Below are 14,705 nucleotides of genomic sequence, written 5' to 3'. Positions count from 1 at the left end.
CTGAATCTTCCCGAAATCGTGGCAGCACCATGGCGTTCGGAGTGGAAGAGGGAGGAGAGTCGGAGTATGCAGTCGACATTCAGCGGATCACGTCGGATGCTGGCACGCGCGGTCGTGGCGGGCGCGATCACCATCGTTCCGGTGGCGGCCCTGGCGGCTCCCGCCACAGCGGCGCCCTCGGTCAGCCAGGTAGTACACGACAGCGAAAAACCCAAGTGCCGGTACGAGTGGGATATGCGCTACGACCATCACGACAGGCAATGGGAACACGATTGGGTGTGGGTCTGCCCCGATAGAGACCGCGACGACCACGAGTACGACAACAATCCCAATCGCTGATCCGATGCCCTAGCCCATGATCGCGGCCGCGACGCCGTCGAGCACCAATTCGAGGCCGAAGGTGAAGTCGTCGTCGCCGGTGTCGGCGGACGCGGGCATGGCCTCGAAGATGCCGGAGGCGAAAAGCGCGGCGGCATCGGGGAATCGGGCCGGATCGACCAGTTGCACCACCTCGGCGCTGTAATCGCGCAGCGCCTGCGCCTCGTTCACCGCGGCGGCGCGGCGGCTCTCCGCGAGCTGGCTGCCCAGGACGAAGGCCTGGCGGACATAGCCGCCGACCACGGTGATGACACCGATCTTCGCGGGCCAATCCAGCTCCGTGGCGCGCAGGGCGCGTAGGCCCGCGTCCATCCAGCCGATGGCGTTCGGGCCGCGCGGCGGGCCGCTCACCGGGAGCTGCGCCAGCCAGGGATGACGGCGGAAGACCTCACTCTGCGACAGGGCCCAGGCACGCAGTGCGGCACGCCATTCGAGATCCGGGCCGGGTTCCGGGGCCGGACCGAAGGCGGCGTCGCCCATGAGGTCGACGAGTTCGTCCTTGGATCCGATGTGCCGGTACAGCGACATGGGCGTGACCCCGAGCGCCGCGGCGATCTTGGGCAGCGTCGCGCCCGCGGTTCCGTGGCGGTCGGCGAGATCCACGGCGGTCCCGACAATGCGATCCACGTCGAGTTCGGCGCGACGGCCGAGTCTCGAACCGGTCGGCAGCCGCCACAGCCGCGCCAAATCCTCCGGAGCCTTGCGCTCCACCGTGAATACCTCCTGGGCATCGGGACCGGTTCAGGTTAGCATATGCCTTATAGTATAAGAGATATACTTTTGAAAGGCGCAGCCATGGACACTCCCACCCTCCAGCGTGCGACCGGTCTCGCGGCCGTCACCGGCGCGATCTTCACCCTCATCGAACTGCCGCTCTACTTCGTCTACGGCGGCCCCCCGCCGGACTGGAACATCTTGACCCGCAGCCTGTTCGGCCTCCTCGGCCTGACGGCGCTGGTCGTCTTCATGACCGGATTCGGCACCCTGCTCAAACGCCTCGACGCGAACTACGACTGGGCCGCGACACTGGCCACGACGGCCGGATCCATGTGGCTCACAGTCGCTTTCATCGGCATGGGCGCGGAGGTCGGGGCGGCGATCCAGTCCCCCGAGGACATCGATCCCACCATCAGCGTCTCCCTCACCTACATCCTCTACGGCAGCATCTCGCACCTACTCGAGGCATTGTTCTTCTACGCCTTCGGAATCGCGGTCCTGAAGACCCGCCTGCTCCCCGAGTGGACCGGCCGCTCCGCCTTCGTCCTGGCGGTGATCAACCTGCTCTTCGTCCTGTCCCTGTTCTTCGGGAACACCCCGGCCAACTTCTACGCGGCCAATGGCTGGGGCACCGCCGCCACCCTCGGCGGCATCGTCATGCTGTGACTGCTCGCCATCGGCATCACCATGAGCCGCCGCACCACCGTCAACGCGTAACCCCCTGCCCCGGAACACGAAACGACCCGGCACCCCCGAAAAGTGCCGGGCCGTTTCCGCGCGTCGAACCGCGCGCGAGACTTATGCAGTCTCGGTGATCGGGCGGTCCACCCAGCTCATCAGACCGCGCAGCTTGGCGCCGGTGACCTCGATCGGGTGCTCGGCATTGGCCTTGCGCAGACCCTCGAGCTCCTTGTTGCCACCCTCGACATTGGCGACCAGGCGCTTGACGAAGGTGCCGTCCTGGATATCGGCCAGGATGGCCTTCATGCGCTCCTTGGTGCCCGCGTCGATGACGCGCGGACCCGACAGGTAGCCACCGAACTCGGCGGTGTCGGAGACCGAGTAGTTCATGCGGGCGATGCCGCCCTCGTACATGAGGTCGACGATCAGCTTGAGCTCGTGCAGCACCTCGAAGTAGGCCATCTCCGGCGCGTAACCGGCCTCGACCATGACCTCGAAACCGGTCTTGACCAGTTCCTCGGTGCCGCCGCACAGCACGGCCTGCTCACCGAAGAGGTCGGTCTCGGTCTCTTCCTTGAAGGTGGTCTTGATGACGCCCGCGCGGGTGCCGCCGATGCCCTTGGCGTAGGACAGCGCCAGCGCCTGGCCCTCGCCCTTCGGGTCCTGGTCGACGGCGATCAGGGCCGGAACGCCCTTGCCGTCGACGAACTGGCGGCGCACCAGGTGGCCGGGGCCCTTGGGGGCGACCATGGCGACGGTGACATTGGCCGGAGCCTTGACCAGGCCGAAGTGGATGTTCAGGCCGTGGCCGAAGAACAGCGCGTCGCCGTCCTTGAGGTTGGGCTCGATGTCATTGGTGAAGATGGACGCCTGCGCGGTATCGGGCGCCAGCACCATGATCACGTCGGCCCAGGCCGAGACCTTGGCGGGGGTGCCGACGGTCAGACCGGCCTCTTCGGCCTTCGGGCGGGACTTGGAGCCCTCGGCCAGGCCGACGCGGACGTCGACGCCGGAGTCGCGCAGGCTCAGCGAGTGGGCGTGGCCCTGGCTGCCGTAGCCGATGACCGCGACCTTGCGGCCCTGGATGATCGACAGGTCAGCGTCGTCGTCGTAGAACATCTCGACTGCCACTTTGGATTTCCCTTCTGATTACTGATGACGTTGTAGTCCCGGCTACAGCATGCCGGGTGTTCGGGCGTCGGGCCGCAGCGCGACCCGGTTACTAGCGGGTCGCGGTAATGGACTTGGGTCCGCGGCCGACTGCGACAACGCCCGACTGGACGATCTCGCGGATGCCGTACGGCTCGAGCATGCGCAGCAGTGCGTCGAGCTTGGAGCGGGTGCCGGTGGCCTCGACGGTGAGCGCGTCCGGCGAGACGTCGATCACCTTGGCGCGGAACAGGTTCACGGCCTCGATGACCTGGGTGCGGACGCTCGCGTCGGCGCGCACCTTCACCAGGATGAGTTCGCGGGCCACCGAGGAGTCGGCGTCCTGCTCCACGATCTTGATGACATTGACCAGCTTGTTGAGCTGCTTGGTGACCTGCTCGAGCGGCAGATCCTCCACCGTCACGACAATGGTCATGCGCGAGATCTCGGGGATCTCGGTGCCGCCGACCGCGAGCGATTCGATATTGAACCCGCGGCGGGAGAACAGCGATGCCACGCGCGCCAGCACGCCCGGCTTGTCCTCCACCAGCACGGAGAGGGTATGGGTGGTGCTCATTGTTCGGTCCCCTTCTTGGCGGCGCGCTCGTGAGCGGCCAGGGTGGCCTTCTCGTGGGACATGGCCTCGTGGATGACGGCGGGCTCGGAGGCCGATTCGTCGTCGTCGAACAGCGGGCGGATACCGCGCGCGGCCATGATCTCGTCATTGGAGGTGCCCGCGGCGACCATCGGCCAGACCTGCGCGTCCTTGCCGACAATGAAGTCGATCACTACCGGTCGGTCGTTGATGGCCTGCGCCTCGCGGATGGCGGTCTCCACATCCTCTTCCTTCTCCACGCGAATGCCGTGGCAGCCCAAGGCTTCCGCGAGCTTCACGAAATCGGGAATGCGCAGGGTGTGGGTGCCCAGATCGGTATTGGAGTAGCGCTCCTCGTAGAAGAGGGTCTGCCACTGCCGCACCATGCCCAGATTGCCGTTGTTGATAAGCGCGACCTTGATCGGCACGCCCTCGACGGCGCAGGTGGCCAGTTCCTGATTGGTCATCTGGAAGCAGCCGTCACCGTCGACCGCCCAGACCTCCTTGTCCGGTGCACCCATCTTGGCGCCCATGGCGGCCGGAACGGCGTAGCCCATGGTGCCCAGACCACCGGAATTCAGCCAGGTGCGCGGCTTTTCGTACTTGATGAACTGCGCGGCCCACATCTGGTGCTGGCCGACGCCCGCACAGTAGATGGCGTCCGGACCGGCGAGCTGACCCAGCTTCTCGATGACGAATTCCGGCGACAGCGACCCGTCCTTGGGCGGGGTCCAGCCCAGCGGGTACGACTCGCGCACGCTGCCCAGGTAGGTCCACCACTCGGTCAGGTCCAGCAGCGGGGCCTCGCCCGCGGCCGGATCCGCCTTCAAAGTGTCGATGAGTTCCTGGATGACCTCGCGGCAGTCGCCCACGATCGAGACGTCGGCGTGCCGGTTCTTGCCGATCTCGGCCGGGTCGATATCGGCGTGGATGACCTTGGCGCCGGGTGCGAAGGAGTCCAGCTGCCCGGTGACGCGGTCGTCGAAGCGCGCGCCCAGGGTGATCAGGAGATCCGAACGCTGCAGGGCGGCGACCGCGCCCACGGTGCCGTGCATGCCCGGCATACCCATATTGAGGGTGTGCGAGTCGGGGAACGCGCCGCGCGCCATGAGGGTGGTGACCACCGGAATGCCGGTCAGCTCGGCCAGTTCCAGGAGTTCCTTGGAGGCGTCGGCCTTGATGACGCCGCCGCCCACGTACAGCACCGGCGACTTGGCTTCCATGATCATCCGCGCGGCCTCGCGCACCTGCTTGCCGTGCGGCTTGGTGACCGGACGGTAGCCGGGCAGCCGCATCTCCGGCGGCCAGCTGAAGGTGGTCTGCGCCTGCAGGACGTCCTTGGGGATGTCGACGAGCACCGCGCCCGGACGGCCGGTGGCCGCCAGGTGGAAGGCCTCGGCGATCATCCGCGGGATGTCCAGCGGATCGGTGACCAGGAAGTTGTGCTTGGTGATCGGCATGGTGATGCCGGAGATATCGGCTTCCTGGAAGGCGTCGGTGCCGATCAGGCTGCGCCCGACCTGGCCGGTGATGGCCACCAGAGGCACCGAATCCATCTGGGCGTCCGCGATCGGGGTGACCAGGTTGGTCGCGCCGGGACCGGAGGTCGCCATGCAGACACCGACCTTGCCGGTTGCCTGGGCGTAGCCGGTGGCCGCGTGGCCCGCGCCCTGCTCGCGCCGGACCAGCACGTGGCGGACCTTGGTCGAGTCGAACAGCCGATCGTAGACGGGGAGAATCGCACCGCCCGGAATACCGAATACCGTGTCCACCTCGAGCTCCTCGAGGGTGCGGACGACCGATTGCGCGCCGGTGACCCGCTCGGGCGGGACCTGGCGACGATTCGGAGTGCTGGCCGGGGCCGCGCTCGGCTGGGCAGCTGAGGGCGCGGGCCTGCGGGCCGAGGGCCCGGGTCGGGCGGTAGGTGCGCTCACCGTCTGGTTCCTTACTGCTTGTCGTTCGAGTCCATGGGACTTGCCTGAACACAAAAAAGCCCTCGACAGCCGGGGCTGTTCGAGGGTGGCGCGTCGCAGTTGCGAGCTGACGTAAAAGACCTGGAAGTCGTCGGCTCAGCGCTGGACGCGCCGGCCGATTACGAGCAACTCGATTCGATTCACGCGGATGACGGTAAGCGTGCGCGAGTCGATGAGTCAAACATCTGACCATGTGTGTCTCATTATGTGAGACAGAGCGGTTGTTCGGGTTCGTTCAACACAATGCGAGGATGGGGGTGTGTCATCACCGCATCAGTCCGTGCCACCGGCTCGATCGTCCCACACGCCCGACTCTGGATCGGACACGGGTCGCGTGATCCGCATCCCCAGACTCGCCCACCTCGGGGTCTTCCTGCTGCTGTTCTCGGTGGCTTTCCCCTTCTTCGGGGCGCCCAAGGTGCTCTGGGTGCTCTTCGCCATTCCCATCGCCCTCGCTGTCTGGGTCGAGCGCGTCCGGACCAAGGTCTCGAGTTCCGGCATCGATGTGCGCTCCATGTTCGGATCCCGGCATATCGACTGGTCCGAGATCAAGGGCCTGCGCATCCCCAAGCGCGGCTGGCTGCAGGTGCATCTGGCCGATGAGACGGATGTGACATTGCCCGCGGTCGGCTACGACCGCCTCCGCGATCTGGTCGCGGCAAGCAATGGGCGAATCCCGGATCCGTTCATCGAGCCCGAGGACGCCGACGCCGAGGAAGAGGCGGCGGACACCGAGGCCGACGCCGAGAAATCGGGGCGGGAGCCCGGGAGTACCGTGGAATAGCTGTCGGATACGTTCCGGCGCGTCGCTACCAGCCCCCGCGACGAAATTCGAGGACCAATGCCACCGCTTCGCTCACGCACCACCACCATCGGCCGCAATGCCGCAGGCGCCCGCGCGCTCTGGCGCGCCACCGGTATGACCGACTCCGACTTCGGGAAGCCGATCGTCGCCATCGCGAACTCGTATACCCAGTTCGTCCCCGGCCACGTGCACCTGAAGAACGTCGGCGAGATCGTGGCCGACGCGGTACGGGCGGCGGGCGGCGTCCCGCGTGAGTTCCACACCATCGCGGTGGACGACGGTATCGCCATGGGTCACGGCGGCATGCTGTACTCGCTGCCCTCGCGCGAGATCATCGCCGACTCGGTGGAGTACATGGCGAATGCGCACACCGCCGACGCGCTGGTGTGTATCTCCAACTGCGACAAGATCACTCCCGGCATGCTGAACGCCGCCATGCGGCTGAACATCCCGGCCGTATTCGTCTCCGGCGGCCCAATGGAGGCCGGTAAGGCCGTGGTCGTGGGCGGCGTCGCCCAGGCCCCGACCGATCTCATCACCGCCATCGCGGCCAGCGCCTCCAGCGCGGTGTCCGAGGCCGGTCTGGACGAGGTCGAGCGCAGCGCCTGCCCGACCTGCGGCTCCTGCTCCGGCATGTTCACCGCCAACTCCATGAACTGCCTCACCGAGGCCCTCGGCCTGGCGCTGCCGGGCAATGGCTCCACCCTCGCCACGCATGCGGCCCGCCGTGCGCTGTTCGAGCGGGCGGGCACGGTCATCGTGGATATCGCCACCCGCTGGTACCGCGACGACGACGCCTCGGTGCTGCCGCGAAATGTGGCCAACGAGAAGGCTTTCCGCAATGCCATGGCCCTGGACGTGGCCATGGGCGGTTCCACCAACACCGTGCTGCACACCCTGGCCGCCGCACAGGAGGGTGAGATCGACTTCGATCTGGGCACCATCGACGAGATCTCGCGTCGCGTGCCCTGCCTGTCGAAGGTGTCCCCCAACTCCGACTACCACATGGAGGATGTGCACCGCGCCGGTGGCATTCCGGCCATCCTCGGCGAACTGCGCCGCGGCGGGCTGCTGGAGACCGATGTGACCACCGTGCACACCGCGTCCTTCGACGAGTGGCTCGATACCTGGGATATCCGCTCCGGCAAGGCTTCTCAGGAGGCCGTCGAGCTGTTCCACGCCGCACCCGGCGGTGTCCGCACCACCGAGCCGTTCTCCACCGAGAACCGCTGGTCCTCCCTGGACACCGATGCCGAGAAGGGCTGCATCCGCTCGGTCGAGCACGCCTACACCGTCGAGGGCGGGCTGTGCGTGCTGCGCGGCAATATCGCTCCGGACGGCGCCATCCTCAAGACCGCCGGTATCGACGAGGATCTGTTCACCTTCGAGGGCCCGGCCGTGGTGGTCGAATCCCAGGAGGAGGCGGTCTCGGTCATTCTGAACAAGCAGATCCAGCCCGGCGATGTGGTCGTGGTCCGCTACGAGGGTCCCGCGGGCGGTCCGGGCATGCAGGAGATGCTGCACCCCACCTCCTTCCTCAAGGGCGTCGGCCTGGGCAAGGTGTGCGCTCTCATTACCGACGGCCGGTTCTCCGGCGGCACATCGGGCCTGTCCATCGGCCATATTTCGCCCGAGGCGGCCAGCGGCGGCACCATCGGCCTGATCGAGAACGGCGACCGCATTCGCATCGATGTGCACACGCGTGCTCTCGAATTGCTGGTCCCCGATTCGGTTCTCGCCGAGCGGCGCGCCAAAATGGATGCGTCGGAACGGCCTTGGCAGCCCGCGCATCGCGATCGCCCGGTCACCACCGCGCTGCGTGCCTACGCCGCGCTGGCGACCTCGGCGGACAAGGGTGCTGTGCGGCGGGTGCCGTAAGAAGAGAGCAGGGAATGACAATCGAATACATCGGCAAGGCCGACTCCATGCTGGCCGAGTACACGGCGATGCTGGAGCGTAGCGGCTCCCGCAATGCGCAGGCGAAGGTCCTGCTCGCCGAGGCCGAGGAACTCGCCGCGGAGTCGCGGGAGCTGGAGTCGCGGGAATTCATGGCCAGCGCACCGGAACTCGCGCAGCTGAATGCGCACCGCGCGGCCTTGCACGAGCAGATCGACGCGAAATCCTCGCAGGTGATGCGCCTGCACCAGGAGACCTACGACGAGTGGGAGCGATTCACCAACACGCGGTGGTGATTTCGCGATCGACTGATCCGATGCGGCGACGGCGATCACCAGTACCGCGAAGGAGCCCACGAACGGCCGTGCCGCCCACCCGCGATTGCGGTCGAAGGCCAGTCGGCCCGGACCGGTCAGGATGAGCGCCGCGACGGCGCCGAGCAGAATGGACTCCAATTCGACGCCGGTCTCGGTCCGCGAGTTGTACTGGAATCCGGGCACCATGCCCTGCTTCCACATCCACGCGTCGAGAATGACGGCCAGCAGCGCGCCCGCCGCCAGCGGCGTGGCCAGGCCCAGAGGCCCAGCACCACCAGGATGCCGCCGCCGAGCTCGCCGACGATCAGGAGGCTGGCGGCGACGCTGGGCTGATCCCAGCCGCCGTTCTCCATCATGTTCTTGGTGCCCTCCAGCCCCGGGCCGTGGAACCAGCCGGTCAGCTTCTGCAGGCCGTGGTAGATGAAGGTGCCGCCGATGACCAAGCGCAGCACCAGCAATCCCAGATCCAGGGTGCCGCGCCGGTCGTCGCGGCGCAGCGGGCGCGAGGGCGCGTCGCCGGGGGCCGCCGGTGCGGGCGGAATGGAGGCGAAGCCGTAGGTGGGTGCGGTGTCGGCGGGTGACGACGCGCCCGGAATCGAATTCTTCAGCTCCGAGTAGAGCGGCACATCGGGTTCCAGCCCCAGATCCTCATCGGTGCGGGGCAGATCCTTGGTGAGCTTCTCGGTCTTGGCACCGGCCGGAGCGGCGAACTGCTCGGTGGGCGAATCGAAGGGGCTGCGCACCGGTTCACCCCCCCGACCGGGGCTGGGCGCTGCCCGGTGCGGCGGCGGACGGTTCGTTCGGCTTATCGGTCACGCGGGCAACACTATGCGCCCGAAGCGTCCGGCACACGGTGATAGGTGGGCGTGTCCACTGTCCAGTTCGCGCCGATAGACCGGAACGGGCCACCCCGTCCGCGCATCCGCGCCGGGTTTTCCGTAACGTCTGAGCCATGAGTTTGGTTGCCGCAGGCCGTATCGGGAGGGGCGCACGGAAGGTCGTGCTGGGCGTGACGCTCGGCGCCGTGCTGCTGTCCGGCTGCGCCCGGTTCGACGACAGCGCGTCGAGTCCGTTCACCACCGAGCCCTCCTGGCAGGACGCCGAACCGGAGACCAAGGATCCGCAGTCGCCGTCCACCTCGGCGCAGCGGCCGACCGGGCCGTGTATCGATCCGGATCCGGCGGTGGTGGTGTCCTGCCTGGGGATTACGGGCGGGGTGGTGACCACCTCCGAAGGCGCGCTGGTGGCGGAGCGGACCGTACCGGCCATCATGCGGGTCACGCCGACGGCCGATCCGAGCCAGGCGCCGCTGACGCCGGAGAAGGTGCGCGATATCCAGCAGGAGATCGACGTGTCGACAGCCGACGGCGGGCTCATGGATCTCGCCCTGTCGCCCTATTTCAATGAGGACGGGCTGATCTACGCCTATGTCACCAGTCCGTCCGACAACCGGGTGATCCGTATTTCCGAGGACGGGTCGGTGAAGCCGATCCTGACCGGAATCCCCAAGGGGCAGACCGGTAATCGGGGCGCCATCGATTTCTCCGGGCCGGAGGAGCTGCTGTTGCTCACCGGTGACGCGGGTAATCCGGCCGCCGCCGAGGATCCGAACTCGCTGGCGGGCAAGCTGCTTCGGGTCGACAATCCGGCGCCGAACAGCCCGCGGCCGACGGTGCTGATCTCGGGTATCGGAGTGGCCGGGGATGTGTGCGTCAGCAGCGACAGCGTCTGGGTGACCGACCGCACCGCCGTCGAGGATCGATTGCAGCGGGTCGCGCCCGACGGTGCGGTGACCAAGGCGTGGTCGTGGCCGGATCATCCCGGCGTCGCCGGATGCGCGGCCGCCACCGACGGGGTCGCGATCGCCATGACCGAGGCCAAGGCGCTGGCCTTCGCCAAGGTCGACCCGCCGACGCAGACCATTACCGAAGCGCCCTCGCTGACCGTGCAGGGCAAGTACGGCCGGTTGAACGGGGCCTCGCTGGGCGCCGACGGGGCCGTATGGGTCGGCACCGTGAACAAGGAAGCCGCTCCCGGTGAGTTCGACGACCGGATCGTGCGGATTCCGCCGCCTTCCGCGGGCAACGGCAGCGGACCGGATTAATACGAACCGTCATTCCCGGAATGGCGGCGGCGTTATCGCAATACAATGTGGTCGTATCACGTTCGAACGTTCGTCGAGTTTCGACCCTCTCGAGAGGGGTAACGGCCGAAATGATCACCGCGAGAATCGCCGCCGCCTGCGCCGCCGTCATCACGCTTACCGGCGCCCTGCTCACCGCGGCCACGGGCGCCGCCGCGGCCTACGGCCCCGCCTCCTGCGCGCCCGGTAATCCCTTACAGCCCACCGCGGAACTGTTCGGCACCTGGAATCGGGACACCATCACCGATCCGGCCGACCCCCGCATGAACGATCCGCTCACGCAGTTCGAGATCGAAGTGAACCTCACCGCGGCCATGGAACTCGGCCTCACGGTGCACTCCGAACCCATCGACGGCGTCTTCTGGTCCGAAGAGTCCCAGCAGATCACCTACGAGCCCGCCCGCCGCTTCGAACTGGCCTGCACCGGCCGCGACAACCTCTGCTGGATCGCCGACGACATCAAGGTCCGCTACAGCCAGGAAGCCGTCCTCGGCATCGAATTCCTGCCCGCCGACCACGAACGCGCCGACGGCTTCCTGGTCCGCGTCCCCGGGGTGGACGTGACCCGCTTCCACGACGCCCTCCTCTCCGACCCCGCGGCCCGCGACCGCCTGGGCGGCGGCTCGGTCACCGAGGACGGCACCCTCATCCTGGTCGCCGACCGAGCCGACCTCGACGCGGTCCAATCCTTCGTCGAAGGTCTGGGCGCACACTGGGATCCGGCCGCCGTCCGCTACGGCGACCGCCAACTCGTCACCGGCTACTGCTTCCCGGGCATCTATTTCTGAACGGCCGCAAGTCATTCGGTCCGGGTTCGGGCGAGGTTGGTCCAGCCGGTCCAGCCGCGCTCACGCAGTAACTCGATGAGTCTGCGTGCCGGAGGCGCGGTTTCGACGGCGAGCGTGTCCAGCAGGTCGGCCAGCGCGGGGGCGATATCGGTGCCGACATAGTCCTCGCCCTGCTCGTCGGCCAGTCGGGTGAGGTAGGCGGCCGTGGTGTCGGCCAATTCGACCAGCATCGGATCGTTGTCGGTCCCCTCGAGGGCTCGGCCCAGGGTGAGATAGAAGTCGAGGAGGGGACCGTCGAGCTGCTCCTGCTTGCGCGCGATCAGGTCCGGGACGTGTTCGGCGGCGTGCGCCACGAGCGGGATCCAGCCGTCGCGTTCCACGGCGATGATCCGCTCGTCGACACCGAGTGCACGCAAGCGGTCGAGGAATTCGACCACCTCGGACGGCAGGGCCAGGCTGTCGCCCGCGACGAGCCGCGCGATCCGCTCGCGGTGCCGCTCGCGCTGCCGGATCTCCGCTCGTAGCCGCTCGTCGATCCGCACGACGGCCGCGGCGAACTCCTCCGCATCGGCGCACAGCAGCTCCCGCACGCGTGCCAGCGGGACACCCGCCGCGGCGAGGGTCCGGATCTTGATCAGCTCGACCACCGCTGCGGCATCGTACCGGCGATAGCCGGAGTGGTCCCTTTCCGGTTCCGGCAGCAGCCCTTTCGCGTGATAGTGCCGCACCGCGCGCACCGTCACCCCGGCGTAGGACGCCAGTTCGCCGATGGTCAGCATGGGACCAGTCTCCTGAAACCGAGCGCCGGTTACGAATTCGCCCGGTCCGCCGGACCGTACGCATCCCGGATGATCCGCGCGACCTCGGCGGCATGGGTGACGACCAGCGCGTGGGTGGCGTCGAGCCACGTGGTGGCGATCTCGGGCCGCTCGCGAAGCAGCCGGTCGATACCGGCCCGCCAGAGCCGATTGTGGCGCGGAGCGCGCTCTCCGCCGTCACCGGCCATCGAAGCCGACATGATCATGTGGATCGGGCAGTCGATCATGCGGTAGCGCTCGATGATGCCAGGTCCGGCGATATCGATGTCGAGATCGATTCCGGAGCGGATCACGTCGAGCTCGAGATTGAGGTCGAGGATTTCCCGCGCGGTGAGCGATACCTGCCGCGGGGTGCCCGCAACGGTCCGCTGCCAGATCGCCAGGTTCTCCCACATGGCACGCAGCTCGGGGAGATCGGCCGCGGTGACGAACGGTGCGGGCACCGGGTTCGCGCCGTCGATGAGCACGAGCCCGGCGACGGCGCCGGGATGCTCGGCGGTGTAGTGCAGGATCAGGTCCGCACCGTAGGAATGGCCCGCGAGCACGGGCGCCGCGAGGCCCAGACGGTGCAGCGCGGTCAAGACGGCGGTGAGATCGCCGAGGAGCGCCTCTAAGGAGTAGTGCTCGGCGGGCGAGGTGTGGCCGTGACCGCGCAGGTCGAAGGTCACCAGGTGGTGGTCACGACGCAGGAGTTCGACCAGTTCGTGTAGTTCGGCCCGGGTCGAGGTCAAGCCGGGGCACAGGACCAGTGGGCGTCCGGCGCCGCCGTGCGACACCGGGATGGTGACGCCGTCGTGGTGGACCGTGAAGTGCTGGAGCGCATCGGTTTCCGCAGTCATGCCGACCATGCTGCGAGGTTGACCCTGCGTCAGGGTCAACCTGCTACGAGCTGCCTACTCCGCGACGCCGCAGGCGGCGAGGACGAGTTCGCGGACGCGGGCGGCGTCGGCCTGGCCGCGGGTGGCCTTCATGACGTCGCCGACGACCTTGCCCGCGGCCTGGATCTTGCCGGAGCGGATCTTGTCGGCGATGTCGGGGTTGGCGGCCAGGGCCTTGTCGACTTCGGTTTGGAGGGCGGAGTCGTCGGAGACCATGCCGAGGCCCTTGGCTTCGACGATCCGGGCCGGATCGCCCTCACCGGCGAGGACGAAGTCGACGACCTGCTTGGCGACCTTGTTGTTGATGGTCTTGGCCTCGACCAGGGCGGCGACCTCGGCGACCTGCTTGGGGGTGATGGGCAGGTCCTCGATGGAAACCTCACGCTCCTTGGCCTTTTCGGTCAGGGAGTTGACCCACCAGGCGCGGGCGGCCTCCACCGACGCACCGGCGTCGACGGTGGCGATGATGAGGTCGAGGGCGCCCGCGTTCACCAGATCGCGGAAGACCTCGTCGGACAGGCCCCAATCAGCCTGGATGCGGGCGCGGCGCAGCCACGGGTATTCGGGGATGGTGCCGCGCAGCTCCTCGACCCAGGCCGCGTCGGGGGCGATGGGCTCGAGGTCGGGCTCGGGGAAGTAGCGGTAGTCCTCGGCGGTCTCCTTGATGCGACCCGAGGAGGTGGAGCCGTCGGTCTCGTGGAAGTGGCAGGTCTCCTGGATGATGGTCCCGCCCGCGGCCAGCACCGCGGCCTGGCGGCGCATCTCGAAGCGCACCGCGACCTCGACGCTCTTGAGCGAGTTCACGTTCTTGGTCTCGGTGCGGGTGCCGAATTCCTTGGCGCCGATGGGCATGAGCGAGACATTGGCATCGCAGCGCAGCGAGCCCTGCTCCATCTTCACATCGGAGACATCGAGGGATTTGAGCACCTCGCGCAGCGCGGTCACATACGCGCGCGCCACCTCCGGGGCCCGCTCCCCCGCACCGGTGATGGGCTTGGTGACGATCTCGATGAGCGGCACACCGGCGCGGTTGTAGTCCAGCAGCGAGTGCGAGGCGCCGTGGATGCGGCCGGTCGAACCGCCCACGTGCAGCGACTTGCCGGTGTCCTCCTCCATGTGCGCGCGCTCGATGTCGACCCGGAAGACCGAGCCGTCATCGAGCACCACATCGAGGTAGCCATCGGTCGCGATCGGCTCGTCGCACTGGCTGATCTGGTAGTTCTTCGGCTGATCCGGGTAGAAGTAGTTCTTCCGCGCGAACCGGCCCCACGGGGTGATGGAGCAGTTCAGCGCCAGGCCGATCCGGATCGCCGACTCCACGGCCTTCTCGTTCACCACCGGCAGCGAACCGGGCAGGCCCAGACACACCGGGCACACCTGGGTATTGGGTTCCGCGCCGAACTCGGTGGGGCAACCGCAGAACATCTTGGTCGCGGTGCCCAGCTCGACATGCACCTCCATACCCAGCACCGGTTCGTACCGGCTGATGACGTCGGTGTAGTCCATCAAGTCGACCGTGGCTGCGCTCATGCGCACCATCCTATGAAATGCGGGATCGACCGGACGC

Annotated in this window: 15 protein-coding genes; 7 read left to right on the top strand and 8 right to left on the bottom strand. The window is 67.6% G+C overall.

Features of this window, described 5'->3' with window-relative positions; genetic code table 11:
• Window positions 1-96: 96 nt before the first annotated feature.
• Complete coding sequence (locus tag NC4_RS29485; RefSeq protein WP_067544662.1) at window positions 97-339, top strand: hypothetical protein; 243 nt, start codon at window positions 97-99, stop codon at window positions 337-339.
• Between the two features lie 9 nt (window positions 340-348).
• Here NC4_RS29485 and NC4_RS29480 read toward each other — a convergent pair whose 3' ends face one another.
• On the bottom strand, window positions 349-1,089 hold the full coding sequence (locus NC4_RS29480; protein ID WP_067544660.1) for a TetR/AcrR family transcriptional regulator: 741 nt from the start codon (window positions 1,087-1,089) through the stop codon (window positions 349-351).
• A gap of 84 nt (window positions 1,090-1,173) precedes the next feature.
• On the opposite strand from NC4_RS29480, the gene NC4_RS29475 reads away from it, so the two are divergent.
• A complete protein-coding gene (locus NC4_RS29475) occupies window positions 1,174-1,761 on the top strand; it encodes a hypothetical protein (RefSeq protein WP_157555289.1) in 588 nt (195 codons plus the stop codon).
• 132 nt (window positions 1,762-1,893) lie between these two features.
• Here the strand turns inward: NC4_RS29475 and ilvC are convergent, their stop codons facing one another.
• From ilvC to NC4_RS29460, 3 genes are all read right to left on the bottom strand, one after another.
• Window positions 1,894-2,895 carry a ketol-acid reductoisomerase gene (ilvC, locus tag NC4_RS29470; protein ID WP_174566905.1) on the bottom strand — a complete coding sequence of 334 codons (1,002 nt, stop codon included), beginning with the start codon at window positions 2,893-2,895 and terminating at the stop codon, window positions 1,894-1,896.
• 103 nt (window positions 2,896-2,998) lie between these two features.
• Window positions 2,999-3,502 carry an acetolactate synthase small subunit gene (ilvN, locus tag NC4_RS29465; protein ID WP_067544654.1) on the bottom strand — a complete coding sequence of 168 codons (504 nt, stop codon included), beginning with the start codon at window positions 3,500-3,502 and terminating at the stop codon, window positions 2,999-3,001.
• Window positions 3,499-5,454: an acetolactate synthase large subunit gene (locus NC4_RS29460; protein ID WP_067544652.1), complete on the bottom strand. Its 1,956-nt coding sequence runs from the start codon at window positions 5,452-5,454 to the stop codon at window positions 3,499-3,501. Before NC4_RS29460 ends, ilvN begins: the two co-directional genes overlap by 4 nt.
• 373 nt (window positions 5,455-5,827) lie before the next feature.
• Between NC4_RS29460 and NC4_RS29455 the strand changes: the two genes are divergently transcribed.
• From NC4_RS29455 to NC4_RS43380, 3 genes are read left to right on the top strand one after another with little or no spacing between them, the layout of a single operon-like run.
• Window positions 5,828-6,277 (top strand): PH domain-containing protein, encoded by a 450-nt coding sequence (locus NC4_RS29455; protein ID WP_157555288.1) that lies wholly within the window; start codon window positions 5,828-5,830, stop codon window positions 6,275-6,277.
• 57 nt (window positions 6,278-6,334) lie between these two features.
• Window positions 6,335-8,176: a dihydroxy-acid dehydratase gene (gene ilvD / locus NC4_RS29450; protein ID WP_067544648.1), complete on the top strand. Its 1,842-nt coding sequence runs from the start codon at window positions 6,335-6,337 to the stop codon at window positions 8,174-8,176.
• A 14-nt stretch (window positions 8,177-8,190) separates the two neighbouring features.
• Complete coding sequence (locus NC4_RS43380) at window positions 8,191-8,490, top strand: hypothetical protein (RefSeq protein WP_067544646.1); 300 nt, start codon at window positions 8,191-8,193, stop codon at window positions 8,488-8,490.
• 116 nt (window positions 8,491-8,606) lie between these two features.
• On the opposite strand, the gene NC4_RS43375 is transcribed toward NC4_RS43380, so the two are convergent.
• Window positions 8,607-9,254, bottom strand: coding sequence for a DoxX family protein (locus NC4_RS43375; RefSeq protein WP_067544644.1), 648 nt, complete (start codon window positions 9,252-9,254; stop codon window positions 8,607-8,609).
• Between the two features lie 209 nt (window positions 9,255-9,463).
• Between NC4_RS43375 and NC4_RS29435 the strand changes: the two genes are divergently transcribed.
• Both NC4_RS29435 and NC4_RS29430 read left to right on the top strand, forming a co-directional pair.
• Window positions 9,464-10,615, top strand: a complete 1,152-nt coding sequence (locus tag NC4_RS29435; protein WP_067544643.1) for a PQQ-dependent sugar dehydrogenase — start codon at window positions 9,464-9,466, stop codon at window positions 10,613-10,615.
• A gap of 110 nt (window positions 10,616-10,725) precedes the next feature.
• Window positions 10,726-11,442 carry a hypothetical protein gene (locus NC4_RS29430; protein ID WP_067544641.1) on the top strand — a complete coding sequence of 239 codons (717 nt, stop codon included), beginning with the start codon at window positions 10,726-10,728 and terminating at the stop codon, window positions 11,440-11,442.
• 11 nt (window positions 11,443-11,453) lie between these two features.
• Here NC4_RS29430 and NC4_RS29425 read toward each other — a convergent pair whose 3' ends face one another.
• From NC4_RS29425 to gatB, 3 genes are read right to left on the bottom strand one after another with little or no spacing between them, the layout of a single operon-like run.
• Window positions 11,454-12,221, bottom strand: a complete 768-nt coding sequence (locus tag NC4_RS29425; RefSeq protein WP_067544639.1) for a MerR family transcriptional regulator — start codon at window positions 12,219-12,221, stop codon at window positions 11,454-11,456.
• Between the two features lie 29 nt (window positions 12,222-12,250).
• Window positions 12,251-13,099, bottom strand: coding sequence for an alpha/beta fold hydrolase (locus tag NC4_RS29420; RefSeq protein WP_245722001.1), 849 nt, complete (start codon window positions 13,097-13,099; stop codon window positions 12,251-12,253).
• A gap of 54 nt (window positions 13,100-13,153) precedes the next feature.
• On the bottom strand, window positions 13,154-14,668 hold the full coding sequence (gene gatB / locus NC4_RS29415) for an Asp-tRNA(Asn)/Glu-tRNA(Gln) amidotransferase subunit GatB (protein WP_067544829.1): 1,515 nt from the start codon (window positions 14,666-14,668) through the stop codon (window positions 13,154-13,156).
• Window positions 14,669-14,705 lie beyond the last annotated feature (37 nt).

The sequence above is a fragment of the Nocardia crassostreae genome, assembly GCF_001613405.1.
GTDB classification, from domain to species: domain Bacteria; phylum Actinomycetota; class Actinomycetes; order Mycobacteriales; family Mycobacteriaceae; genus Nocardia; species Nocardia crassostreae.
The sequence above is the reverse complement of the archived record's forward strand: the minus strand, read 5'-3'. Positions and strand labels throughout refer to the sequence as shown.

Excerpts from the sequence above, each read along its gene's own strand:
- NC4_RS29425 (WP_067544639.1), bottom strand. The coding sequence starts at position 12,221 with ATGCTGACCATCGGCGAACTGGCGTCCTACGCCGGGGTGACGGTGCGC.
- NC4_RS43380 (WP_067544646.1), top strand. The coding sequence starts at position 8,191 with ATGACAATCGAATACATCGGCAAGGCCGACTCCATGCTGGCCGAGTAC.
- ilvC (WP_174566905.1), bottom strand. The coding sequence starts at position 2,895 with ATGTTCTACGACGACGACGCTGACCTGTCGATCATCCAGGGCCGCAAG.
- NC4_RS29435 (WP_067544643.1), top strand. The coding sequence starts at position 9,464 with ATGAGTTTGGTTGCCGCAGGCCGTATCGGGAGGGGCGCACGGAAGGTC.
- NC4_RS29420 (WP_245722001.1), bottom strand. The coding sequence starts at position 13,099 with ATGACTGCGGAAACCGATGCGCTCCAGCACTTCACGGTCCACCACGAC.
- ilvN (WP_067544654.1), bottom strand. The coding sequence starts at position 3,502 with ATGAGCACCACCCATACCCTCTCCGTGCTGGTGGAGGACAAGCCGGGC.
- ilvD (WP_067544648.1), top strand. The coding sequence starts at position 6,335 with ATGCCACCGCTTCGCTCACGCACCACCACCATCGGCCGCAATGCCGCA.
- NC4_RS29475 (WP_157555289.1), top strand. The coding sequence starts at position 1,174 with ATGGACACTCCCACCCTCCAGCGTGCGACCGGTCTCGCGGCCGTCACC.
- NC4_RS29485 (WP_067544662.1), top strand. The coding sequence starts at position 97 with ATGCTGGCACGCGCGGTCGTGGCGGGCGCGATCACCATCGTTCCGGTG.
- NC4_RS29430 (WP_067544641.1), top strand. The coding sequence starts at position 10,726 with ATGATCACCGCGAGAATCGCCGCCGCCTGCGCCGCCGTCATCACGCTT.
- gatB (WP_067544829.1), bottom strand. The coding sequence starts at position 14,668 with ATGAGCGCAGCCACGGTCGACTTGATGGACTACACCGACGTCATCAGC.